Source organism: Geodermatophilus sp. YIM 151500 (assembly GCF_025716945.1).
Taxonomy (GTDB): Bacteria; Actinomycetota; Actinomycetes; order Mycobacteriales; family Geodermatophilaceae; genus YIM-151500.
The window spans coordinates 34,708-56,212 of sequence record NZ_JAOVZT010000007.1 but is presented as its reverse complement, the minus strand read 5'-3'; the positions used below and the strand labels follow the sequence as shown (position 1 = coordinate 56,212).

Genomic DNA, 21,505 nt, shown 5'->3' with positions numbered 1-21,505 from the left:
TCCGCGTGGCCGACGCCGAGCAGGTCCGCGTGGCCGACGCCGAGCAGGTCCGCGTGGCCGACGCCGAGCGGCGGCCGTCCGGTGAGGACGCCGCGGCCCGGGCGCTGGAGCACCTGTGGGCCGAGATCGACCTGTGCATCGGCGAGCTGGAGCGCGCCCGGGACCGGGCCGGTCGTCTGCTCGAGCAACGCGCGAGCGGGCGGCAGTGGCTGGACATCGTCACCACGGAGAGCCGCCCGCTCGTGGTCGAGAGCATCTCCACGGTGCTGTCGTCGCTGGCCACGGCCGGGCACGCGTGGCGGCGCGACCAGGCCGCGGCGCTTCAGGCCGAGGGCGTGAGCATCAACCGCATCGCCGCGCTGTTCGGGGTCACCCGCCAGCGCATCTCGGCACTGCTGCGCGAGCAGGGCGCCACCGGTGCCGACACCGGCGAGGAGGACGCCGCCGAGGCGCCCGCCGCGCCGTCCCTCTAGGCGGCCCCCATCAGGCGCTGATGGCGTCGATCGCCTTGTAGATGCGCTGCTCGGACACCGGGCGTGCGGTGCCGAGACCCTGGGCGAACAGGCCGACCCGCAGCTCCTCGATCATCCAGCGCACCCGGTCGACCGGGTCGTCGGGCGCTCCGGTGCCCGGCACCGTGCGCCGCAGCTGCTCGTACTCGGCCGTGACCGCGGCGACCTGCTCCATCCACAGGGCGTCGCGGGCGGCGTTGGCCGGCAGCTTCTCCAGCCGGTGCGCCATGGCCCGCAGGTAGCGGACGACGTCGGGCAGCCGCCGGCGCCCGGTCGCGGCCACGAAGCCGCGGTGCAGCAGCCCGCCCATCTGGCGGCGCAGGTCGGCGATCGCGGCATCGGGGACCCGCCGTCCCGGCGCGGCGCCGATCGCGATCGCCACCTCGCGGGCCTGGGTGAGCACCGCCTCGACCCGGCGCACCGTGTCGGCGGTCAGCGCGGGCAGCTCCCCGCGGGCGGTGGCCACCAGGGCGGTGAAGGCCGGCTCGTCGCGCGGCGGCCCACCCGCGGCCGCGAGCAGCTCGCCGGCGGCGGCGTCGACGCAGTCGTCGACCAGGGCGGGGATCTCGCCGTCCGGGTTGAACTGCAGCGCCAGGCGGGTCGCCGGGGACAGCCCCCTGACCACCTGCCGCGCCGGTGAGCCGGCGGCCAGCACCAGCAGCCGCCGCGCGCCGCGCCAGGTCAGCCGGCTCGCCTCCGCCTCGGTGGCCACCACGCGCACGCCGGCGGTGGCCCCCTCGTCGACGAGCGCGGGGTAGGCGGTGACGACGCGACCGGCGCGGCGCACCTCCACCGTCCGGGGCAGCTCGCCGACCGTCCAGGAGGTGAGCCCGGTGCGCTCCAGGTCGGCCGCCGCCCGCGCCAGCCCGGCCCGGCTGTGCGGGGCCACCTCGGCGCGGAGCGCGTCGAGGTCCTTGCCCTGCGCCAGCGGCCGGTCGGCGTCGTCGAGCACCCGGAAGGTGGCCCGCAGGTGGCCGGGCACCTGGTCCGGGGCCCAGGCATCCGGGGGGATGACGACGGCAGCGGCGCGGCGCAGCTCGCGCTCCAGCGCCGGCAGCAGCGGCTCGCCGGGGTCGATGCGCGGCAGCACTTCGCGCACCCGGTCGGGGATGGGCACCAGCGACCGGCGCAGCTGCTTGGGCAGCGTGCGCAACAGCGCGGTCACCAGCTCCTCGCGGAGCCCGGGCACGGTGAAGGCCAGCGACTCGCCCGACGTGCCTTCGGCGACCTGGTCCAGCACCGCGATCGGCACGTCGACGGTCACCCCGTCCTCGGCCTCGCCCGGTGCGAAGGCGTAGGAGAGCGGCAGGGTGAGACCCGAGGTGAGGTGGACCTCGTCGGGGTAGTCCGCGGCGCGCACCGCGCCGGCCGCCGCGGCGTCGGTGAGCATCTCCGGGGTGAAGGTGAGCAGGTCCGGCGTCCGCCGGCGGGCGTCCTTCCACCAGCGGTCGAAGTGCCGGGTGGAGACCACCTCCGCCGGGACCCGGGCGTCGTAGAGCTCGAACAGCGTCTCGTCGTCGATCCGGATGTCGCGCCGACGGGCGCGCTCCTCCAACTCGGCGACCCGCTCGATGGCCCGCTGGTTGTCGTGCCAGAAGCGGTGGTGCGTCGTCCACTCCCCCTGCACCAGGGCGTGCCGGACGAACAGCTCGCGCGAGACGACCGGGTCGATGGAGCCGTACTGGACCCGGCGCCCGACGACGAGCGGGACGCCGTACAGGGTGACCCGCTCGGTGGCCACGACGCTGCCCCTCGCCGCGTCCCACCGGGGCTCGCTGTACTGGCGGTGCACCAGGTGGCCGGCCAGCCGCTCGACGACGTCCGGGTCGATGCCGGCGACGGTGCGCGCGAACAGCCGGCTGGTCTCGACCAGCTCGGCGGCGACGACCCAGCGCGGCGGCTTCCTCGCCAGCGGGGTGCCGGGCGCGATGACGAAGCGGGTCCCCCGCGCCCCCAGGTACTCCCGCCCCGGCCGCCGCCCACCGGAGGGGCGCTTTCGGCCATTCCCGCCGCTGTCGGGCTCCGCCTGGACGCCGACCTGCGAGAGCAGGCCGGCGACGAGCGCGGCGTGCACGCCCCGCTCGTCCGGCTCGGGGGCGAGCTCGCCGAGCCGCATGCCGAGGCGCCGGGCCGTGCCGCGCAGCTGGCCGTGCAGGTCCTGCCACTCGCGGATGCGCAGGTAGTGCAGGAACTCCCGCTTCACGAGCCGGCGGAACTGGTTGCCGGACAGGGCGTCCTGCTGCTCGGAGAGGTACCGCCACAGGTTGAGCAGGGCGAGGAAGTCGGAGTGCTCGTCGGCGAACCGGGCGTGCGCCTGGTCGGCGGCCTGCTGGTGCTCGGCCGGGCGCTCGCGCGGGTCCTGGATGGTCAGACCCGCGGCGATCACCAGGACCTCCTCCAGCACGCCGCGGCGGTCGGCCTCCACCACCATGCGCGCGATCCGCGGGTCCAGCGGCAGCGCGGCCAGCGCCCGGCCGGTGGCGGTGAGCTTCCCACCGTCGAGGGCGCCGAGCTCGCCGAGCAGCGCGAGGCCGTCGGCGACCGAGCGCCGGTCGGGTGGGTCGACGAAGGGGAAGTCCTCGACGCTGCCGAGGTCGAGCGCTGCCATCTGCAGCAGCACCGACGCGAGGTTGGTGCGCAGGATCTCCGGGTCGGTGAACTCCGGCCGGCCCTCGAAGTCCTCCTGGGTGTAGAGCCGGATCGCGATGCCCGGCCCCAGCCGGCCGCAGCGGCCGGACCGCTGCCGGGCCGAGGCCTGGCTGACCGGCTCGATCGGCAGCCGCTGCACCTTGGTGCGCGCGCTGTAGCGGGAGATCCGGGCGGTGCCGGGGTCGATCACGTAGCGGATGCCCGGCACGGTCAGCGAGGTCTCGGCGACGTTGGTGGCCAGCACGATCCGCCGTCCGGTATGCGGGGCGAACACCTTGTGCTGGTCGGCGGCCGACAGCCGGGAGTAGAGCGGGACGATCTCGGTGCCCGGCAGGCCCCGGTCGGCCAGCGCGTCCTGGGTGTCGCGGATCTCCCGCTCGCCGGCCAGGAACACCAGGATGTCGCCCGGTCCCTCGGCGACCAGCTCGTCGACGGCGTCGACGACGGCGGTCACCTGGTCGCGGTCGGCATCGGCGTCCGGGTCGTCCGGATCGACCACCGGCCGGTACCGCACCTCGACCGGGTAGGTGCGCCCGCTGACCTCGACGACCGGGACCGGCTCGCCGTCCCGGTCGAAATGGCGGGCGATCCGGTCGACGTCGATGGTCGCCGACGTGATGACCAGCTTCAGGTCGGGACGGCGGGGCAGCAGCTGGGCCAGGTAGCCCAGCAGGAAGTCGATGTTGAGGCTCCGCTCGTGCGCCTCGTCGAGGATGATCGTGTCGTACTGGCGCAGCAGCCGGTCGTGCGCGATCTCGGCCAGCAGGACGCCGTCGGTCATCAGCTTCACCGCGGTCGCGTCGCCCACCTGGTCGGTGAAGCGCACCTTCCAGCCGACCACCTCGCCCAGCGGGCTGCCCAGCTCCTCGGCGATGCGCTCGGCGACGCTCCGGGCGGCGATCCGCCGCGGCTGCGTGTGCCCGATCCGGCCACGGACGCCGCGGCCGAGCTCGAGGGCGATCTTCGGCAGCTGCGTGGTCTTGCCCGAGCCGGTCTCCCCCGCGACGACGACGACCTGGGAGTCGCGCAGCGCGGCCGCGATGTCGTCGCGGCGCCTGCTGACCGGCAGGTCGTCGGGGTAGGTGATCCGCGGCACCGCCGCCCGACGCCGGGCGATGCGCCGCTCGGCCGCCGCGACGTGCTCGGCGACGCGCTCCCGCTGCCGGGCGCGGGCCTGCGGGTCCCCGGTCCGGCGGAGGCCGTCGAGCCGCCGCCGCAGCCGGTGCTCGTCCTCGATGCTCAGCGCGGGGAGCCGGGACCGGAGGTCGTCCTGCGGGGCGCTCACGGCCGGGCTCGCGTTCCTCTCGGTCGGTGCTCGCAGCGACGGATCGACGCCGTCCCGAGCATCCCACTCCCGCCCCCGGGCGGTCTGCCTCCGAACCCGCCAGGAAAATTGCATGCAGCTTGCAACTGGTTGTAGGCTGCACGTTCGTGAGCCGGGACGACGAGCTGCGCAGGGTCAGCGAGCAGATGCCGCGCTTCCTGCGCTTGATCCACGGGCTCAAGGCCCAGCACAGCGCCGAGGTCCGCGACCGGGCGGCTCTGGTGCTGCTGTTCCCGCTCGCCCGCCTCGGGCCGCTGCGGCAGGGAACCCTGGCCGACGAGGTGCACGCCGATCCCTCCACGGTGAGCCGGCACGTGGCGCTGCTCGTCGAGCGGGGCCTCGTGGTCCGCGAGGCGGACGAGTCCGACGGCCGGGCCAGCCGGCTCGTGCTCACCGACGCCGGCCGCGACCAGCTCGACCAGCTGCGCGCCGAGCGCGTGGCCTACCTGCGCTCCGTCACCGCCGGCTGGACCGATGAGGAGCTCGAGACCTTCACGACCCTGTTCGACCGGTTCCTCGACGGCATCGCGACGACGCTGCCCGGCGAGCCCGCCCCGCCTCCCCGGACGGTGACCGCATGAGTTCCGCCACCCGCACCGACCGACGCCGCACCCGCGCCGCGGCCGTCGCCCCCGCCGGCGCCGACGGCGCCTTCACGCACCGGCAGATCCTCACCGTGCTCGGCGGGCTCATGCTGGGCATGTTCCTCGCCGCCCTCGACCAGACCGTCGTCTCGACGGCGATCCGCACCATCGCCGACGACCTCCGGGGCTACGACCTGCAGGCCTGGGCGACGACGGCGTTCCTGATCACCTCGACGATCTCGACGCCGCTGTACGGGAAGCTCTCGGACATCTACGGCCGGCGGCCGTTCTACCTCTTCGCGATCGCGGTCTTCGTCGTCGGCTCCGCGCTGTGCGGCATCGCCGGGTCGATGTACGAGCTGGCCGTGTGGCGCGCGGTGCAGGGCATCGGCGCCGGCGGGCTGATGTCGCTGGCGCTGGCGATCATCGGTGACCTGGTGCCGCCGCGGCAGCGGGCCAGGTACCAGGGGTACTTCATGGCCGTCTTCGGCACGTCCAGCGTGCTGGGCCCGGTGGTCGGCGGCTTCCTCGCCGGGCAGCCGTCGCTGCTCGGCCTCGACGGCTGGCGGTGGATCTTCTGGATCAACGTGCCGCTGGGCTTCCTCGCCTTCGCCGTCGTCTCGCGGGTGCTGCACCTGCCCCACGAGCGGCGCGACCACCGCATCGACTGGCCCGGCGCGCTGGCGCTGATCACCTGCCTGGTGCCGCTGCTCGTCGTCGCCGAGCAGGGCCGCCTGTGGGGCTGGACGTCGTCCGGCGCGGTCGTGGCCTACGCGGTCTCCGGCGGCGGTGCGGTGGCGTTCTTCCTCGCCGAGCGGGCCTACGGCGACGACGCGCTGCTGCCGCTGCGGCTGTTCGGCAACCGCAGCTTCGCGGTCGCCGGTGCCGCCAGCGTCGTGGTGGGCGCCGGCATGTTCGGCGGGCTGCTCCTCCTGCCGCAGTACCTGCAGATCGTGCAGGGCTCGAGCCCCACGGTCGCCGGATTGCAGATGATCCCGCTCGTGGCGGGCATCATGGCCGGCGCCATGGGCTCGGGCATCGGCATCGGGCGCACCGGCCGCTACAAGGCGTTCCCGCTGGTCGGCACCGTGCTGATGACCCTCGCCCTGGTCTGCCTGTTCCTGGTGGTGGACGCCGACGCCTCGGTTTGGAGCCTGGTGCCGTTCATGGTGCTGCTGGGCCTGGGGCTCGGGTTCAACATGCAGCCGGTGATCCTCGCCGTCCAGAACGCGGTGTCGCCGCGCGAGATGGGGGTGGCGACCTCGTCGGTGACGTTCTTCCGGCAGATGGGCGGGACGATCGGCACGGCGGCCTTCCTGTCGGTGCTCTTCACCCGGCTGCCGGCCGACATCGACACCGCGGTGCGCGAGGCCGTCGCCGGCGACCCGTCGCTCGCGCCGCGGCTGTCCGAGCTGAGCAGCGGCGGCGGCGCCGACCTGTCCGACACCTCGTTCATCCAGGAGCTGCCCGCCGCGCTGGCGCTGCCGTTCGAGGTGGGCTTCTCGGCCTCGATCGACACGGTCTTCCTCATCGCGGCCGCGGTCGTCGCGCTGGGCTTCGTCGTCCTGTGGTTCCTGCCGGAGCTACCGCTGCGCAACCAGTCGGGCATCCAGGCCCGGCAGGCCGACGCCGGCCTGCCGCGGGTGGACGACGAGGGCGGGCAGGCCGTCGGAGCGGTCGCCGCGTCGGCTCCGACGTCGACGCCACCGCCGGTCGGCCGCCCCGGCGACGCCGGGCCGGACCGCGGCTGATCCCGGCACGCGTCAACGGCCCCTACCCGCGCTGGGTAGGGGCCGCCGCCGTGCCAGCTGCTGCCTACCGCGCGGAGTCGCCGTCACCCCCGCCGGCGGGAGGTGGGTCATCAGCTCCGATCACGTCCCGTGCGGGGTGAAGACCGCGCGGACGCAGCCGTCCTTCTTCTCCTTGAACAGCTCGTACCCGCGGGGCCCCTCCTCCAGCGGCAGAACGTGCGTGGCGAGGTGCTCGGTGACCAGCTCGCCGCGTTCCATCCACTCCAGCAGGCGGGGGATGTACCTCGGCCCGTGCACCTGGGCGCCCCGCAGGGTCAGACCCTTGTTCATCACCGCGCCGAGCGGGAACTTGTCGACCATCGCGGCGAAGACGCCGAGCACGAACACGCTGCCGCCCTTGCGGCAGGCCAGGACCGCCTCGCGCACCGCCGTCGGGCGGTCGGTCTGCAGCCGCAGCTGCTGCTTGACCTGGTCGTAGACGCCCTGCGGACCCGGGCTGTGCGCCTCCATGCCGACCGCCTCGATGCAGACGTCGGGTCCGCGGCCGCCGGTGCGCTCCTTGAGCTCGGCGGCCACGTCGGTGCGGGTGTAGTCGATGGTCTCCGCGCCGGCGTGCGTGCGGGCCTGCTCCAGCCGCTCCGGCAGCCGGTCGATCACGAAGACCTGCTCGGCACCGACGATGGCCGAGATGCGAGCGGCCATCTGCCCCACGGCCCCGGCACCCCAGACCGCCACGGTGTCACCGGCCTGCACGCCCGAGAGGTCGACGCCGGTGAACGCCGTCGACGCGGCGTCGGAGGCGAACAGCGCACGGGTGTCGGAGACGCCGTCCGGCACGACGAAGGTGCCGACGTCGGCGAAGGGCACCCGCATGTACTCCGCGTGGCTGCCGGCGAAGCCGCCCACCGCGTGCGAGTAGCCCAGGCACCCGCCGACGCTCTGCCCCCAGAGGCCCTCGGTGATCCCCGGGTTGGGGTTGCCGTTGTCGCAGAGCGAGTAGAGCTCGTTCCTGCAGTACCAGCAGCCGCCGCAGGAGACGAAGGAGGCGACGACGACGCGGTCGCCGACCCTGCGGTTCTCCACCGCCTTGCCCGCCTCGACGATCTCGCCCATGAACTCGTGGCCGATGACGTCACCGGCGCGCATGAACGGGATGTAGCCCGACAGCAGGTGCAGGTCGGACCCGCAGGTGGTCGTCCGGCGGATCCTGAGGATCACGTCGTGGTCGTTGAGGATCTGCGGCTCCGGCACGTCCGCCACCGCAAGCTGGTTCACGCCGGTCCAGGTCAGCGCCTTCACAGCGTCCTCCGTTCGCTCCCGCGGACCGCTCCGCTCCTCGCTGCGAGGCCCAGGCCGTCTCCGCGGTCGGTCCGCTCCTCGCTCGTTCCTCGCTGCGATGCTCCCTCCGTGTCGACGGCCGCCTCGCTGCGATGCTCGCGGTCCTGTCTCACAGCACGCCCTCCTTCGGCGCCGCAGCGGCCGCGCCGTCCAGCGCCTTCCCGGCCGGGGTCTCGGCGCGCGGGCCGTGCGGCTGCGGCTCCACGCGCAGCACCTCCCCGACCTCGACGAGCTGCTTGGCCTCGCGCAGCGCGGCGCGCAGCTCGCCGATCTCCGCGTCGGAGGCCGACCCGCGGTAGCGGGCGGCGAGCTCGGTCCCCTTGTCGCCGGGCGCCCGGGTCACCCGGGTCTCGATGCGGCCGCCGAGGGCGGCCAGCGGGGCGGGCGGGTCGGCGAGCCGGTCCGGATCGCACAGCACGGTCACCGCGCGCCAGCGCCGGGCGGCGGTGGCGGGGTCGTCCTTGACCGAGGCCGTGCCGACGCCGGGCAGCCGCACGCTCTGCAGCCGGCCGAGGAGAGCGCCGCCGGCGTCGGCGGCGCGGGAGAGCAGGGAGGCCATCGCAGTTCCTTCCGGGATCGCGGTGCGCGGCCCCTACCCCGCCCGCGCGGTCCGGCAACCCGCCTACCGTGAGCGGCGTCCCGCCCACCGTCGTCCGGAGACCTCCGTGGCCCCAGCTTCCCCGTCGCGGCTGATCCTGTCCCGCCGCGACCTCGACTTCCTGCTGCACGACTGGCTCCGGGTCGACGAGCTCACCAAGCGGCCCCGCTACGCCGAGCACTCCCGCGACACCTTCGACGCGGTCCTCGACCTCGCCGAGGAGATCGCCGCCGAGCACTTCGCCCCGCACAACCGCACCTCCGACGAGCACGAGCCGCGGATGGTCGACGGCCGGGTCGAGCTGGTCCCGGAGATCGGCGCCGCCCTGCGGGTCTTCACCGCGGCCGGGCTGATGGCGGGCGCCTTCGACGAGGAGCTCGGCGGCATGCAGCTGCCGCACGCGGTCGCCGAGGCGGCGCTGGCGTGGTTCAAGGCGGCCAACGTGGCCACGTCGTCCTATCCCTTCCTGACCATGGCCAACGCGCGGCTGCTGATCGCGCACGGCTCCCGCGAGCAGGTCGACACCTTCGTGCGGCCCATGGTCGAGGGGCGGTGGTTCGGCACGATGGCGCTGTCCGAGCCGCAGGCCGGCTCCTCGCTCTCGGACATCACCACCCGCGCCGAGCCCGCGGACGACGGCAGCTACCGGCTCACCGGGAACAAGATGTGGATCTCCGGCGGCGACCACGAGCTGACGGAGAACATCGTCCACCTGGTGCTGGCGAAGATCCCGGGCGGTCCGCCGGGGGTGAAGGGCATCTCGCTGTTCGTCGTCCCCAAGTACCTGGTGCGGGACGACGGATCGCTGGGCGAGCGCAACGACGTCGTCCTCGCCGGGCTCAACCACAAGATGGGCTACCGCGGGACGACGAACACGCTGCTCAACTTCGGCGAGGGCGTGCACACCCCCGGCGGGCGGGCCGGCGCCGTCGGGTACCTGGTCGGCGAGCCGCACCACGGCCTCACCTACATGTTCCACATGATGAACGAGGCGCGGATCGCCGTCGGGATGGGCGCGACCGCGCTCGGCTACACCGGGTACCTGCACGCGCTGGACTACGCGCGCACCCGCACGCAGGGTCGCTCACCGGCCGCGAAGGACCCGTCGGCGCCGCCGGTGCGGCTGGTCGAGCACGCCGACGTGCGGCGGATGCTGCTGCAGGCCAAGTGCTACGCCGAGGGCGGGCTGGCGCTCGGGCTGTACTGCGCCCGGCTGGTCGACGAGGAGCAGACGGCGGAGGCCGGAGCCGACCGCGCCCGCGCGCACCTGCTGCTGGAGGTGCTCACGCCGATCGCCAAGGCCTGGCCGTCGCAGTACGGGCCGGTGGCCGACGACCTGGCCATCCAGGTGCACGGCGGCTACGGCTACACCCGCGACTACCCGGTCGAGCAGTTCTACCGCGACAACCGGCTCAACCCCATCCACGAGGGCACCAACGGCATCCAGGCGATCGACCTGCTCGGCCGCAAGGTGGTCATGCACGACGGCGCCGGGCTGCGGCTGCTCCTCTCGACCATCCGCGCGACCACCGCCCGGGCGGGCGGGACCGCGTGGGCAGGGTTCGCCGCCGACCTCGAGGTCGCGGTCGACCGGCTGGGCGCGGTGACCGCCGCGCTGTGGTCGCCGGGCGACCCCGAGCTGGCCCTGGCCAATGCGAGCGCCTACCTCGAGGCGGCCGGGCACGTCGTCGTCGGCTGGCTGTGGCTGGAGCAGGTGCTGGCCGTCGAGGCGTCGGCCGACCCCCGCAGCAACTTCGCGGAGGGCAAGCGCGCGGCCGCCCGCTTCTTCGCCCGGTGGGAACTGCCCACGGTGCACACCCGGTTCGACCTGCTCGAGTCGCTCGACCGCACGGTGCTGGACACACCCGACCACTGGCTCTGAGCGGGGTGGATCCGTGCAGGACTCCTCTATGCAGGGCACCCGCACGGATCCCCTCCGCTCATGACGACGCCCCGCCGGCTCCGGGTGGAGCGGACGGGGCGTCGGGCGGTCCCGGCCTCGGCCGGTCGTCCGCGGCGGCTCACGCGCTGGACGCGCCCACCGCCTCCGCTGCGGTGTTCGGGCCGCCGGCGACGGCGGCCCGCTGCTCGCGCTCGTACCGCGCCGTCGACCGCGTGCCCATGGCGATGACCAGTGCGGTGAGGAGCAGGAACCCGAGCAGGCTCACGGCCGGCCACAGCACCATCTACAACCCCCGTGCGTCTCGGCAAACGGCACCGGGCGGGAGACCCGGTGCCGCGTCGTCGGGGGCTTCTTCCCCACTCGAACGCCGTTCCAATCGTCGAATCGCATCGATCACCTGACCGTGGGTGACCGGTCTCACCATCGACTTGTCTGCGTGTCGGCTCGAGCCGGCCCACATTGCGTTCCGGCGACATTCCTGTACGGAGTGTCGCACGGATGGGGCCGGGGCAGACAGAGGCGACGCCGTCTTCCTTGGGGGAACAGCATGGCCCGACCCGCGGGATCGTCCCGCCAGCAGACCGACGTCCGATTCGAGAGCAACCGCGCCGGCCGGGACGTCGACCCGGCCCCCGGCGACGACAGGATCTCCGGCGAGCGCGCCGACTACGCCCCGCGGGGCGCCGATCCCGAACCCACCGCCGGCGGCACGCTCAAGCGCCTGGTCAAGGAGATCGGCCAGGACGACCTGACCGACTGGGCCGCGGCGCTCACCTACTACGGCGTCCTCGCCCTGTTCCCGGCCGTCATCGCGCTGGTGTCGATCGCCGGCCTGGTGTTCAGCCCGGCGCAGATCACCAGCGCGCTGACCTCGCTCCTGGAGCAGATCGCCCCCGGCACGTCGGCCCAGAGCTTCACCGGGGTCATCGAGCAGGTGGCCGGCAGCGGTTCGGCCGCCGGCTTCGGGCTGATCCTCGGTCTGGCCGGCGCGCTGTTCTCCGCCTCGGCCTACGTGGGGGCCTTCACCCGCGCGGCCAACGTCATCTGGGAGACCCCCGAGGGCCGGCCCATCTGGAAGCTGAAGCCGCTGCAGATGCTGATCACCCTGATCGGCGTGGTCCTCGCGGCGGTCCTGATCGGCGCCGTGATCATCAGCGGCCCGGTCGTCGACGCCCTCGGCTCGGCCCTGGGCCTGGGGAGCACCGCGCAGACGGTGTGGAGCATCGCCAAGTGGCCGGTCATGGCCGCGATCGTCGCGATCATGATCGCACTGCTCTACTACATGACACCGAACGTGCGGCAGCGCGGCTTCAGGTGGGTCAGCCCCGGCGCCGGCGTGGCGATCCTGGTGTTCGTCGTCGCCTCGGCGCTGTTCGCGTTCTACGTGGCGAACTTCGGCAGCTACAACGCCACCTACGGCGCGCTGGCCGGCGTGGTCGTCTTCCTCGTCTGGTTCTGGCTGACCAACCTGTCGCTGCTGATCGGTGCGGAGCTCGACTCCGAGATCGAGCGCACCAAGGAGTTGAAGGACGGCGTGCCGCGGGCCGAGAAGGAGATCCAGCTCGACGCCCGCCAGGACCCGAAGCCGCAGCAGACCACCTGAGGGAGGGAGCGGGCGTCCTCCCGCCCGGGCGGTTCCGGTGGCCGGCCGGCGGGGTACGCCCCGCCACTCCCACCACGCTGCAGAGAGGCAGCCGCGATGAGCGCCGACCCCACCACCAGCTCGGACTTCTACGACCTCGAGGGCCTGCTCGACGACGACGACCGGGCGCTGCTGCACCGGGTGCGGACCTTCATGGACAAGGAGGTCGAGCCGGTCATCAACGAGTGGTGGACCCGCGGCAGGTTCCCGCAGCACCTGATCCCCGGCCTGGCCGAGCTCGGCATCGCGGGCACGCCCTACGCCGGCCACGGCTGCCCCGGCCGGTCGTTCCTGCTCGACGGCATGATCGCCATGGAGCTCTCCCGCGGCGACCCGTCGATCGCCACCTTCTACGGCGTCCACAGCGGCCTGGCCATGGGCAGCGTCGGGCTGTGCGGCTCCGAGGAACAGCGGCAGCGGTGGCTGCCGGCCATGGCGCGGATGGAGCTGATCGGGGCGTTCGGGCTCACCGAGCCCGAGGCCGGTTCCGACGTCGCCCGCGGTCTGCGGACGACGGCCCGCCGGGACGGCGACGACTGGGTCCTGGACGGCGTCAAGAAGTGGATCGGCAACGCCAGCTTCGCCGACCTGGTGGTCATCTGGGCGCGCGACGTCGAGACAGACCGCGTGCTGGGCTTCGTGGTGGAGCGGGGCACGCCTGGTTTCACGGCCGTCGACCTCGAGGACAAGATCGCGCTCCGGGCGGTCCAGAACGCGGTCATCACCCTCGACGGCGTCCGCGTGCCGGAGGAGAACCGGCTGCAGGAGGCGAACGGCTTCCGTGACACCTCCACCGTGCTGCGCATGACCCGCGCCGGCGTGGCCTGGTCGGCGGTGGGCTGCTCGCGGGGCGCCTACGAGCACGCCCTGGCCTACGCCCGCCAGCGCACCCAGTTCGGCAAGCCCCTGGTGGGCTTCCAGCTCGTGCAGGACCTCCTGGTGCGGATGCTGGGCAACATCACCGCGTCGGCGACCATGTGCGCGCGGGTCTCCCAGCTCCAGGACGCCGGTCGGCTGCGCGACGAGCACGCCTCGCTGGCCAAGGCCTTCTGCACGGCGCGGATGCGCGAGACGGTCGGCTGGGCCCGCGAGCTCATGGGCGGCAACGGCATCCTGTTGGAGAACCACGTGGGGCGCTACGTCGCCGACGCCGAGGCCATCTACTCCTACGAGGGCACCCGCGAGGTCAACACCCTCATCGTCGGCAGAGCGATCACCGGGGCGAGCGCGATCGTCTGACCTGCCCCTCCGGGAGTGCGCGCGCTGCCGAGGCCGGGGTGCTGTGGTTGAGTGTTCGAGCTCACATCCGCACCCGGGGGCGGCGACGCCGACCCGCCCGCCCCGGCAGCAGACCCAGGAGCCCGCGATGACCCGGAGCGCGTCCGACCGCAGCCGTACGCGGGGAACCGCTCGGCCCTCCGGCCGGGGCGCGCGGCGGGGCCCGGCGCGCGGGGCCGCATCGGCCGGTGCGGCCGACAAGGGCAGCCCGTCCCCCGGCGCGGCCGAGAAGGACGGGCCGCCGCCCCGCGCGGCCGGGGCCGGCGGCACCCCACCCTCCGCGGCGGACCCGCGCGGCGGCCGGGGCGCCGACGGGCCCGAGTCCGACGCCGTCGAGGCGGCGACCGGCCTGGACATGGTCCTCGTCGACGTCGCGCGGGGGCCGATCCGCCGGCTGGTACCGCCCGCAGGCACCGCGCTGCGCTTCGGCGCCGCCCTGGCCCGCCGCCCCGGCACCGTCGTCCGGCGCTCCGGCGGGCTGGCGCAGGAGCTGGCCAGGGTCGTCGCCGGCCGGTCCGAGCTGGCACCGTCGCCGAAGGACAAGCGCTTCACCGACCCGGCCTGGACGGGCAACCCGCTGCTGCGCCGGGCGATGCAGGCCCACCTCGCCACCGCGCGGACGGCGTGGGAGCTCATGGACGACGCCGACCTGGACTGGCGGGACGACGAGCGGATGCGCTTCTCGCTCACCAACCTGGTCGACGCGCTCGCGCCGAGCAACGTGCCGGTGGTCAACCCGCTGATGTGGAAGGCCGTCATCGACACCGGCGGCCGCAACGCGGTGACGGGGCTGCGGCGGCTCGTGTCGGACCTGGCCTCGCCGCCGCGGATCCCGGCGATGGTCGACCCGGACGCCTTCACCGTCGGCGACGACCTCGCGGTCACGCCGGGCGTCGTCGTCCTGCGGACGCCGGTGTTCGAGCTAATCCGGTACCGCCCGACGACGGAGACCGTCCGCGCGGTGCCGCTGCTGATGGTGCCGCCGACGATCAACAAGTACTACATCGCCGACCTCGCACCCGGGCGCAGCATCGTGGAGCACTACGTGGCCGGGGGCCAGCAGGTGTTCATGATGAGCTGGCGCAACCCCGACGAGCGGCACGCCGACTGGGGCCTGGACACCTACGGCCAGGCCGTGCTCGACGCGATGGACGCCGTCGAGCAGGCGACCGGCAGCGACCGCGTCGCCCTCCAGGCCTTCTGCTCCGGCGGGATCATCACCGCGATGCTGCTGTCGCACCTGGCCGCGATCGGGCAGCAGGACCGGGTGGCCGCCGCCAGCCTCGCGGTCACCGTGCTCGACTGGGCGCGGGCCGGCACCGTCGCCGCGCTGATCGACGAGAAGGCCATCGAGGAGGCCATCGAGAAGTCCCGCAAGAAGGGGTACCTGGACGGCGCCACGCTGGCCGAGGTGTTCGCCTGGCTGCGGCCCAACGACCTGGTGTGGAGCTACTGGGTCAACAACTACCTGCAGGGCAAGCCGCCGCCGGCCTTCGACATCCTGTTCTGGAACGCGGACACGACGCGGATGACGGCGGCCCTGCACCGCGACTTCATCGACGTCGCCCTCGGCAACCGGCTCACCCAGCCCGGCGCGACGACGATGCTCGGCACGCCGGTGGACCTCTCGACCATCACCGTCGACACCTACCTGACCGCCGGCATCGCCGATCACCTCTGCCCGTGGCAGTCCTGCTACCGGAGCACCCAGCTGCTCGGCGGGCGCAACCGCTTCGTGCTGTCCACGAGCGGGCACATCGCCTCGCTGGTCAACCCGCCGGGGAACAAGAAGGCGACCTTCCAGGTGGCGGAGGAGACCCCGGAGGACCCGCAGCGGTGGATGGCCGCGGCGGAGACGGTGCAGGGGTCGTGGTGGCCGGACTTCGTGGCCTGGCTGGGCGAGCGCTGCGGCGACGAGGTGCCGGCACCGACCGACCTGGCCGGGCCGCTCGAGGTGCTCGGTGACGCGCCGGGGACGTATGTCCTCGACAAGTGAGTCCTTCCCGCCCGCACCGGGGCGGCGGGAGACGGTGCGGACGGTCGTCGCGGGGGGCCGGACGCTGCGGGTCGCCGTCCGCCCCGGTACGGACCACCGGACGCCGCTGCTGCTGATGAACGGCCTCGGGGCGAGCCTGGAGGTGCTCCAGCCCTTCGTCGACGCGCTGGACCCCGTGCGCACCGTCGTCCGTTTCGACGTGCCCGGAGTCGGCGGATCGCCGCGACCCGTCGTCCCGTACCTCTACGCGACCTTCAGCCCCGTCGTGGCCGCGCTGCTCGACCGCCTCGACCTGCCCGGGCCGGTCGACGTGCTGGGCCTGTCGTGGGGCGGCGGGCTCGCGCAGCACTTCGCTGTGCAGCACCGGCGGCGTTGCCGACGGCTGGTGCTGGCCGCGACCGGCACCGGCACGCTGATGGTGCCCGCGCACCCCCGGGTGCTGGCGCACATGCTCACTCCGCGGCGGCACCGCGACCCGGAGTACGCGCGGCGGATCGCCGGCGAGCTGTACGGCGGCACGGTGCGGCTCGATCCGGAGCGGGCCGCGCGGGCGCTGCACGCGGCGACCCGGCTGGGCCCGCGGCGCGGCTACTACTACCAGCTCGCGGCAGGCACGGGGTGGAGCAGCCTGCCGTTCCTCGGGCTGATCCGGCAGCCGACGCTGGTGCTCTGCGGCGACGACGACCCGATCATCCCGGTGGTGAACGCGCGGGTGATGGCGCGCTTCATCCCGCGCTCGGAGCTGCACGTGTACCGCGGCGGCCACCTCGCGCTGGTCACGGAGGCGACGCAGCTCGCACCGGTGGTCGAGCGGTTCCTCGACGGCTGAACCGTGCCCTCCGACGGCGACCTACGGGGCAGTCGCGGTGACCCTCACCGCGTCGACCGTCACCGCGCCGAGGTGAACTCCTCCGCCGGTGCGGAGGACCGGTGGCGGACCAGTCCCACGCCGAGGGCCAGCATGCCGGCCACGAGGACCACCGCTCCCACGTAGGCGAGGTTGACCAGGGCGTTGGGCTCCTCCGCGGTCGGGCTGAGCACCGACAGGAAGTAGGCCAAGGGCAGGAGCAGCGCGGCGATCGGGAAGGCGAGCCGTATGAACCAGCGGGTCCGTTCCCGGAGCGCCGTCTCGTCCACGTAGCGGAGCGCGACCAGCGACAGGATCAGGAGCACCCCGGCATGCGCGTGCCCCGCCCGCCAGAGGTCCTGGCGGAGCGGGTTGGCGGCATACGCCGGGTCGTTGACCAGCAGCGTCAGGACGCTGACGCCGCCCAGCACCACAGTAGGCATGACGATCAGCAGCACTCCGGCCATCCGGCGCGACGACGTGCTCATCGAACACCTCCCTCGTCGGGCGCCCGTGCTGCGGGCCGACCGTCGGGCGGGCCGCACGGGCGCGGATCCGAGCGCACGGTCCGGTCATGACGCACCTCCCGGTCGCGTGTGCCCGACGACCGCACGGTAGACATTCCGTGGCCCCGCCGTACCGGAAAAGGCCGCGCCGATCCGCGACCGGAGGCATCGCCCGACGGGACGGGGCGGACGTCGAAACAGCCAAGCCGCGATCACGACGAACGCGCTGACCTACGGCGCACGCCCTAGCATGCGGGACGTCCCGCCGCTGTGTGCCTCGTCGCCCGACCGGGCGGCGAGGCGCGCGCGGATCAGCAGGAGCTGCCGGCCGAGGAGGGCCTCCGGGCCCGGTCGGCGGCCCGGCAGGAGGGGGTGGCGTCATGGGGACGGTCGGAGCCGGGCAGTCCACGACCGGGCGGCACCGGGTCGTCGTGGTCGGGGGCGGGTTCGGCGGGCTCAACGTCACCCGGGCCCTCGCGGGTGCCGACGTCGAGGTGACCCTGGTGGACCGGTCGAACCACCACCTGTTCCAGCCGCTGCTGTACCAGGTGGCGACGGGCATCCTGCCTCCGGGCCTGATCGCGCCGGCGCTGCGCAGCATCAGCAAGAGGCAGCGGAACGCCCGGGTGCTGCTCGCGGACGTCCAGGACCTCGACCTCGATAGGCGGCTGGTCGGCGCCCGGGCACCGGACGGGCGGCTGCTCGAGCTGCCCTACGACACGCTCGTCGTCGCCGCCGGGGCGACGCACTCCTACTTCGGCAAGGACCACTTCGCCGAATACGCGCCGGGCATGAAGACCATCGAGGACGCCCGGTACGTCCGCGACGCGATCCTGGCCAAGTTCGAGATGGCCGAGATCGCCACCGACCCGGCCGAGCGGGCGGAGTGGCTGACCTTCGTGGTGGTGGGGGCCGGGCCGACTGGGGTCGAGCTCGCCGGGCAGATCGCCGAACTGGCGCACACGGTCCTCCCGCGGGACTACCGCTCCGCGGACACCCGCCAGGCCCGGATCATCCTGCTGGAGGGGGCGGGAGCCGTCCTGCCCCCGTTCGCGCCCAAGCTGCAGGCGTACACCCAGAAACGCCTGGAGGAGATGGGCGTGGAGGTGCGGCTGAACACCCTGGCCGTCGACATGGACCACCAGTCGATCACGGTCAAGGGACCGGACGGGCTGGAGACGATCCGGACCGGCAGCCGCTTCTGGGCCGCCGGCGTCCAGGCCTCGCCGCTGGCCCGCATGCTCGCCGGGCACGCCGGGGTCGAGACCGACCGCGCCGGCCGGGTCCCGGTGAGCGCGGACTGCACGGTGGCGGGCCATCCCGAGGTGTTCGCCATCGGCGACATGGTGGCGCTGGACAAGCTGCCCGGGGTGGCCCAGCCGGCCATCCAGGAGGGCAAGTATGTCGGGCGGGTGATCAAGGACCGCCTCGCCGGCCGGCAGACCCCGCCGTTCCGGTACTTCGACAAGGGCACGATGGCCACCATCGGCTACCGCTCGGCCGTCGCCGACGCCTTCGGGGTCAAGGTGATCGGCTTCCCGGCCTACGTCATGTGGGTCTTCATCCACGTGCTGTACCTGGTCGGCTGGGGCAACCGGCTCGGCACGCTCTACACCTGGGCCCGCGCGCTGTGGCTGTCGCACACCCGCGGCAACCGGATCATCGCGTTCGAGACGGCGCACCAGGAGGTGACCGAGGGCCGCGCCCCCGCCGGGCGCCCGCCGACGATCCTGCCCCGGAGCACGCGCCCTCCCGCACCCGATGCGGAGGAGACCATCCCCGGAGCCCCGCGGTGATACGCCGGGCGGCCGGCGGGCGGATGATCGGGGTGGACCCCTGCGCGGAAGGGGACGGGCCGTGACCCAGCAGGCGCCGTCGACGTTGGTTGCTTCGGTCTTCTCCCGCCGTCCGGACGTGCCGATGCTGGTGGGCGGGCAGTCCGCCGGCCCCGAGGACGGCCGGTGGATCGAGGTGACCGCGCCGTCGAGGGCCGGTCACGTCCTCGGGCGGGTGCCCCGGGCGGGAGCGACGGACGTCGATCGAGCCGTCGCCGCGGCACGGGCCGCGTTCCCGGGCTGGCGGGCGGTGCACTTCACCGAACGACAGCGGGCCCTGCTCACCATCGCCGACGTGCTCGAGGCGCACGCCGAGGAGCTCGCCGTCCTCACCGCCGCCGACACGGGCAACGCCCTGCGACCCCAGGCGCGGCCGGAGACGCAGACGCTGGTCTCGCTGTTCCGCTACTTCGGCGGTGTCGCGTCCGAGGTGAAGGGCGTGGTGCTGCCGGCGGGCGACGGGCAGCTGCAGTTCAGCCGGCGGGAGCCGGTCGGGGTGGTCGGGGCCGTCCTGCCGTGGAACTCGCCGCTCATGATCGCCGGGATGAAGATCCCCGCGGCGCTCGCGGCCGGCAACACGATCGTGGTCAAGGCCGCCGAGGACGCGCCGCTGTCGGTGCTGCGCGTCGCGGAGCTCTGCAGCCCGCACCTGCCCCCCGGCGTGCTCAACGTGATCACCGGATACGGGACCGAGTGCGGAGCGGCGCTCATCGCCCACGCGGGCGTGGACAAGGTCTCCTTCACCGGGTCGACGCCGGTCGGCCGGACGGTCGCCGAGACCGCCGGCCGGCGGCTGGTCCCGGCGTCGCTCGAGCTGGGCGGCAAGAGCCCGTGCATCGTGTGGCCGGACGCCGCCACGTCCGAGCTCATGGACGAGACCGTCACCGGGGTCCTGACCGGGATGCGCTTCACCCGGCAGGGGCAGTCCTGCACCGCCGGCTCCCGGCTCTTCCTGCACGAGGACGTCTACGACGACGTCCTCGACACCGTCGTGGAGCGGCTGCGCGAGATGCGCGTCGGGGACCCGCTCGACGAGGCCACCGACATGGGCTCCCTCATCAACCAGAAGCAGTACGACCGCGTCCGGGACTACATCGGCGAGGGGCTCGCCGAGCCGGGCATCCAGACCCCGCTCGACGGGACGCAGCGCGACCTCTCCGGCCTGGAGGGGTACTACATGGGGCCCACCGTGTTCTCGCGGGCCGACAACACCTGGCGGCTGGCCCGGGAGGAGATCTTCGGGCCGGTGATGGTGGTCATCCCGTGGCGGGACGACGACGAGGTCATCGCCATGGCCAACGACTCGCACTACGGGCTGGCGGCCTACGTCTGGTGCCACGACCTCAACCGCGCCCTCCACGCGGCGGACCGCATCGAGTCCGGCTGGGTGCAGGTCAACCAGGGCGGCGGGCAGATCGTCGGCCAGTCGTACGGCGGGATGAAGGAGAGCGGGATCGGCCGGGAGTTCTCCCTCGAGGGCATGCTCGAGTCGTTCACCCACATCAAGCAGGTGAACGTGCGGATCTCCCCGTCGATGGTCAACCCGGCGGGCCCGTGAGCCCACGGGGGCCGACCGGGGCGCATGGTGGCCTCCTAGGTCAACGTGACTGGCGGCAGACCACCGATGTTGTCCTCGCTGCGCTTACCGCAGCGTCGGCAGACCTTCGCTCGATCCGGTCCTCGTAGCCGTTCGTCCAGAGGATGTTCCGCGACGTAGGCGTGGAAGCCGAACACGCATGCGAGAGACTTGCCGGCCATGGAGTCACGCTAGGAGTGACCAGCCCGGGCCTCCAGTGCCCATGGGCCCTCCGGCTGCGCACGACCAGCGCGACCTCGGTCCGCGAGCCGAACGTGCTCCCGGAACGGGCCCCGGGCGCGTGCCGGCCCGTCGAGGTCGGGCAGCGGGCACCACCGGCGCCCTCGATCCCCAGCGGTACGCAGGCTACCGAGATAGCCGCTCCCGATGATCCGAAGCGAACCGCCTGTCACCTGCTGTGGGTCTCTCACGTCTCGCACGGTGACGCACCTCGGCGCTACGGTTTGATCATGAGTACCGCCGGATCGCAGGAGGACCCCCTCGCCGGGTGGGACCCGCGGCGTCGAGCTGCTCTCGAGCGCATCCGGCGCCAGTTCAAGGACGCCGGCGGCGACCAGATCGACCTTGTGGACGAGTTGCTGGCCGAGCGACACACGGAGGCGGCAGCCCAAGAGCACGCACGCATTGCCGATGAGGTCGTCGTCGAGATCCGTCGCGGACCGGAGCCGACTGGCGAGTGATCGTCCTCGACGCCTCGGCCCTGCTCGCACTCATCAAGGACGAAGCGGGAGCCGACGTCGTGGCCCGCGCGGCAGGCAGTGACGACGCGACCATCTCGGCGGTCAACTACGCCGAGACCCTCCAGAAGGCCGCCCGGGCAGGCGTTGCGGTCGAGGATGTGGACGTCGCCCTCGAAGCCCTTGGGATCACGGTCAGCCCGTTCGGTCGCCTCGACGCCCGCCTAGCGGCGTCGTTCTACCGGCACCAGTCGAAGCTCAGCCTCGCCGATCGCGTCTGCCTGGCCCTCGCTCGAAGCCTGTCGAGCGTGGCGTTCACCGCAGACCGAGCGTGGGAGGTGTGGGCGGACGAGCTGGGCGTCACCGTCCGCGTCATTCGCTGAGCCCGCCCGCGGCGTCGCGGCGCAGCCTCGGCCAATTCGGGCCACAGTCGGTTCAGTAAGCATGCTCAGGTCGGCGGGTGTCAGA

17 protein-coding genes are annotated in these 21,505 nt (G+C 73.5%); 12 read left to right on the top strand and 5 right to left on the bottom strand.

The window, feature by feature from the left end; genetic code table 11:
* Window positions 1-473, top strand: a 473-nt coding sequence (locus OF117_RS13295) for a hypothetical protein (RefSeq protein WP_263553325.1), incomplete at its 5' end; no start/stop codon positions are given.
* A gap of 10 nt (window positions 474-483) precedes the next feature.
* Here the strand turns inward: OF117_RS13295 and hrpA are convergent.
* A complete protein-coding gene (hrpA, locus tag OF117_RS13290; protein WP_263553324.1) occupies window positions 484-4,446 on the bottom strand; it encodes an ATP-dependent RNA helicase HrpA in 3,963 nt (1,320 codons plus the stop codon).
* Window positions 4,447-4,592: 146 nt separating this feature from the next.
* On the opposite strand from hrpA, the gene OF117_RS13285 reads away from it, so the two are divergent.
* Window positions 4,593-5,066 (top strand): MarR family winged helix-turn-helix transcriptional regulator, encoded by a 474-nt coding sequence (locus OF117_RS13285; RefSeq protein ID WP_263553323.1) that lies wholly within the window; start codon window positions 4,593-4,595, stop codon window positions 5,064-5,066.
* Window positions 5,063-6,820: an MDR family MFS transporter gene (locus OF117_RS13280; RefSeq protein ID WP_263553322.1), complete on the top strand. Its 1,758-nt coding sequence runs from the start codon at window positions 5,063-5,065 to the stop codon at window positions 6,818-6,820. The genes OF117_RS13285 and OF117_RS13280 overlap by 4 nt, the downstream gene beginning before the upstream one ends.
* A 120-nt stretch (window positions 6,821-6,940) precedes the next feature.
* Here OF117_RS13280 and OF117_RS13275 read toward each other — a convergent pair whose 3' ends face one another.
* Both OF117_RS13275 and OF117_RS13270 read right to left on the bottom strand, forming a co-directional pair.
* Window positions 6,941-8,119, bottom strand: a complete 1,179-nt coding sequence (locus OF117_RS13275; RefSeq protein ID WP_263553321.1) for a zinc-dependent alcohol dehydrogenase — start codon at window positions 8,117-8,119, stop codon at window positions 6,941-6,943.
* Between the two features lie 148 nt (window positions 8,120-8,267).
* Entirely contained in the window at window positions 8,268-8,717 is a 450-nt protein-coding gene (locus tag OF117_RS13270) for a hypothetical protein (RefSeq protein ID WP_263553320.1), read from the bottom strand.
* A 106-nt stretch (window positions 8,718-8,823) separates the two neighbouring features.
* Between OF117_RS13270 and OF117_RS13265 the strand changes: the two genes are divergently transcribed.
* Window positions 8,824-10,638: an acyl-CoA dehydrogenase gene (locus tag OF117_RS13265; RefSeq protein ID WP_263553319.1), complete on the top strand. Its 1,815-nt coding sequence runs from the start codon at window positions 8,824-8,826 to the stop codon at window positions 10,636-10,638.
* Window positions 10,639-10,777: 139 nt separating this feature from the next.
* Here OF117_RS13265 and OF117_RS13260 read toward each other — a convergent pair whose 3' ends face one another.
* On the bottom strand, window positions 10,778-10,924 hold the full coding sequence (locus tag OF117_RS13260) for a hypothetical protein (protein ID WP_263553318.1): 147 nt from the start codon (window positions 10,922-10,924) through the stop codon (window positions 10,778-10,780).
* A 282-nt stretch (window positions 10,925-11,206) separates the two neighbouring features.
* Between OF117_RS13260 and OF117_RS13255 the strand changes: the two genes are divergently transcribed.
* The 4 genes from OF117_RS13255 (at window position 11,207) to phaZ (ending at window position 16,404) form a co-directional block, all read left to right on the top strand.
* Window positions 11,207-12,262, top strand: coding sequence for a YihY/virulence factor BrkB family protein (locus OF117_RS13255; protein ID WP_263553317.1), 1,056 nt, complete (start codon window positions 11,207-11,209; stop codon window positions 12,260-12,262).
* Window positions 12,263-12,358: 96 nt separating this feature from the next.
* A complete protein-coding gene (locus OF117_RS13250; protein WP_263553316.1) occupies window positions 12,359-13,540 on the top strand; it encodes an acyl-CoA dehydrogenase family protein in 1,182 nt (393 codons plus the stop codon).
* Between the two features lie 127 nt (window positions 13,541-13,667).
* Window positions 13,668-15,575: a PHA/PHB synthase family protein gene (locus tag OF117_RS13245; RefSeq protein WP_263553315.1), complete on the top strand. Its 1,908-nt coding sequence runs from the start codon at window positions 13,668-13,670 to the stop codon at window positions 15,573-15,575.
* A 34-nt stretch (window positions 15,576-15,609) separates the two neighbouring features.
* Window positions 15,610-16,404, top strand: a complete 795-nt coding sequence (gene phaZ / locus OF117_RS13240; protein ID WP_263553314.1) for a poly(3-hydroxyalkanoate) depolymerase — start codon at window positions 15,610-15,612, stop codon at window positions 16,402-16,404.
* 59 nt (window positions 16,405-16,463) lie between these two features.
* Here the strand turns inward: phaZ and OF117_RS13235 are convergent, their stop codons facing one another.
* The gene (locus tag OF117_RS13235) at window positions 16,464-16,910 is read right to left on the bottom strand and encodes a hypothetical protein (protein ID WP_263553313.1); all 447 of its coding nucleotides are present in this window, start codon (window positions 16,908-16,910) and stop codon (window positions 16,464-16,466) included.
* Window positions 16,911-17,308: 398 nt separating this feature from the next.
* On the opposite strand from OF117_RS13235, the gene OF117_RS13230 reads away from it, so the two are divergent.
* The 4 genes from OF117_RS13230 (at window position 17,309) to OF117_RS13215 (ending at window position 21,420) form a co-directional block, all read left to right on the top strand.
* A complete protein-coding gene (locus OF117_RS13230) occupies window positions 17,309-18,724 on the top strand; it encodes an NAD(P)/FAD-dependent oxidoreductase (RefSeq protein ID WP_263553312.1) in 1,416 nt (471 codons plus the stop codon).
* 61 nt (window positions 18,725-18,785) lie between these two features.
* A complete protein-coding gene (locus OF117_RS13225; protein WP_263553311.1) occupies window positions 18,786-20,321 on the top strand; it encodes an aldehyde dehydrogenase family protein in 1,536 nt (511 codons plus the stop codon).
* Between the two features lie 488 nt (window positions 20,322-20,809).
* Window positions 20,810-21,040, top strand: a complete 231-nt coding sequence (locus OF117_RS13220; RefSeq protein ID WP_263553310.1) for a hypothetical protein — start codon at window positions 20,810-20,812, stop codon at window positions 21,038-21,040.
* Window positions 21,037-21,420 carry a type II toxin-antitoxin system VapC family toxin gene (locus OF117_RS13215; protein WP_263553309.1) on the top strand — a complete coding sequence of 128 codons (384 nt, stop codon included), beginning with the start codon at window positions 21,037-21,039 and terminating at the stop codon, window positions 21,418-21,420. Before OF117_RS13220 ends, OF117_RS13215 begins: the two co-directional genes overlap by 4 nt.
* Window positions 21,421-21,505: the final 85 nt, after the last annotated feature.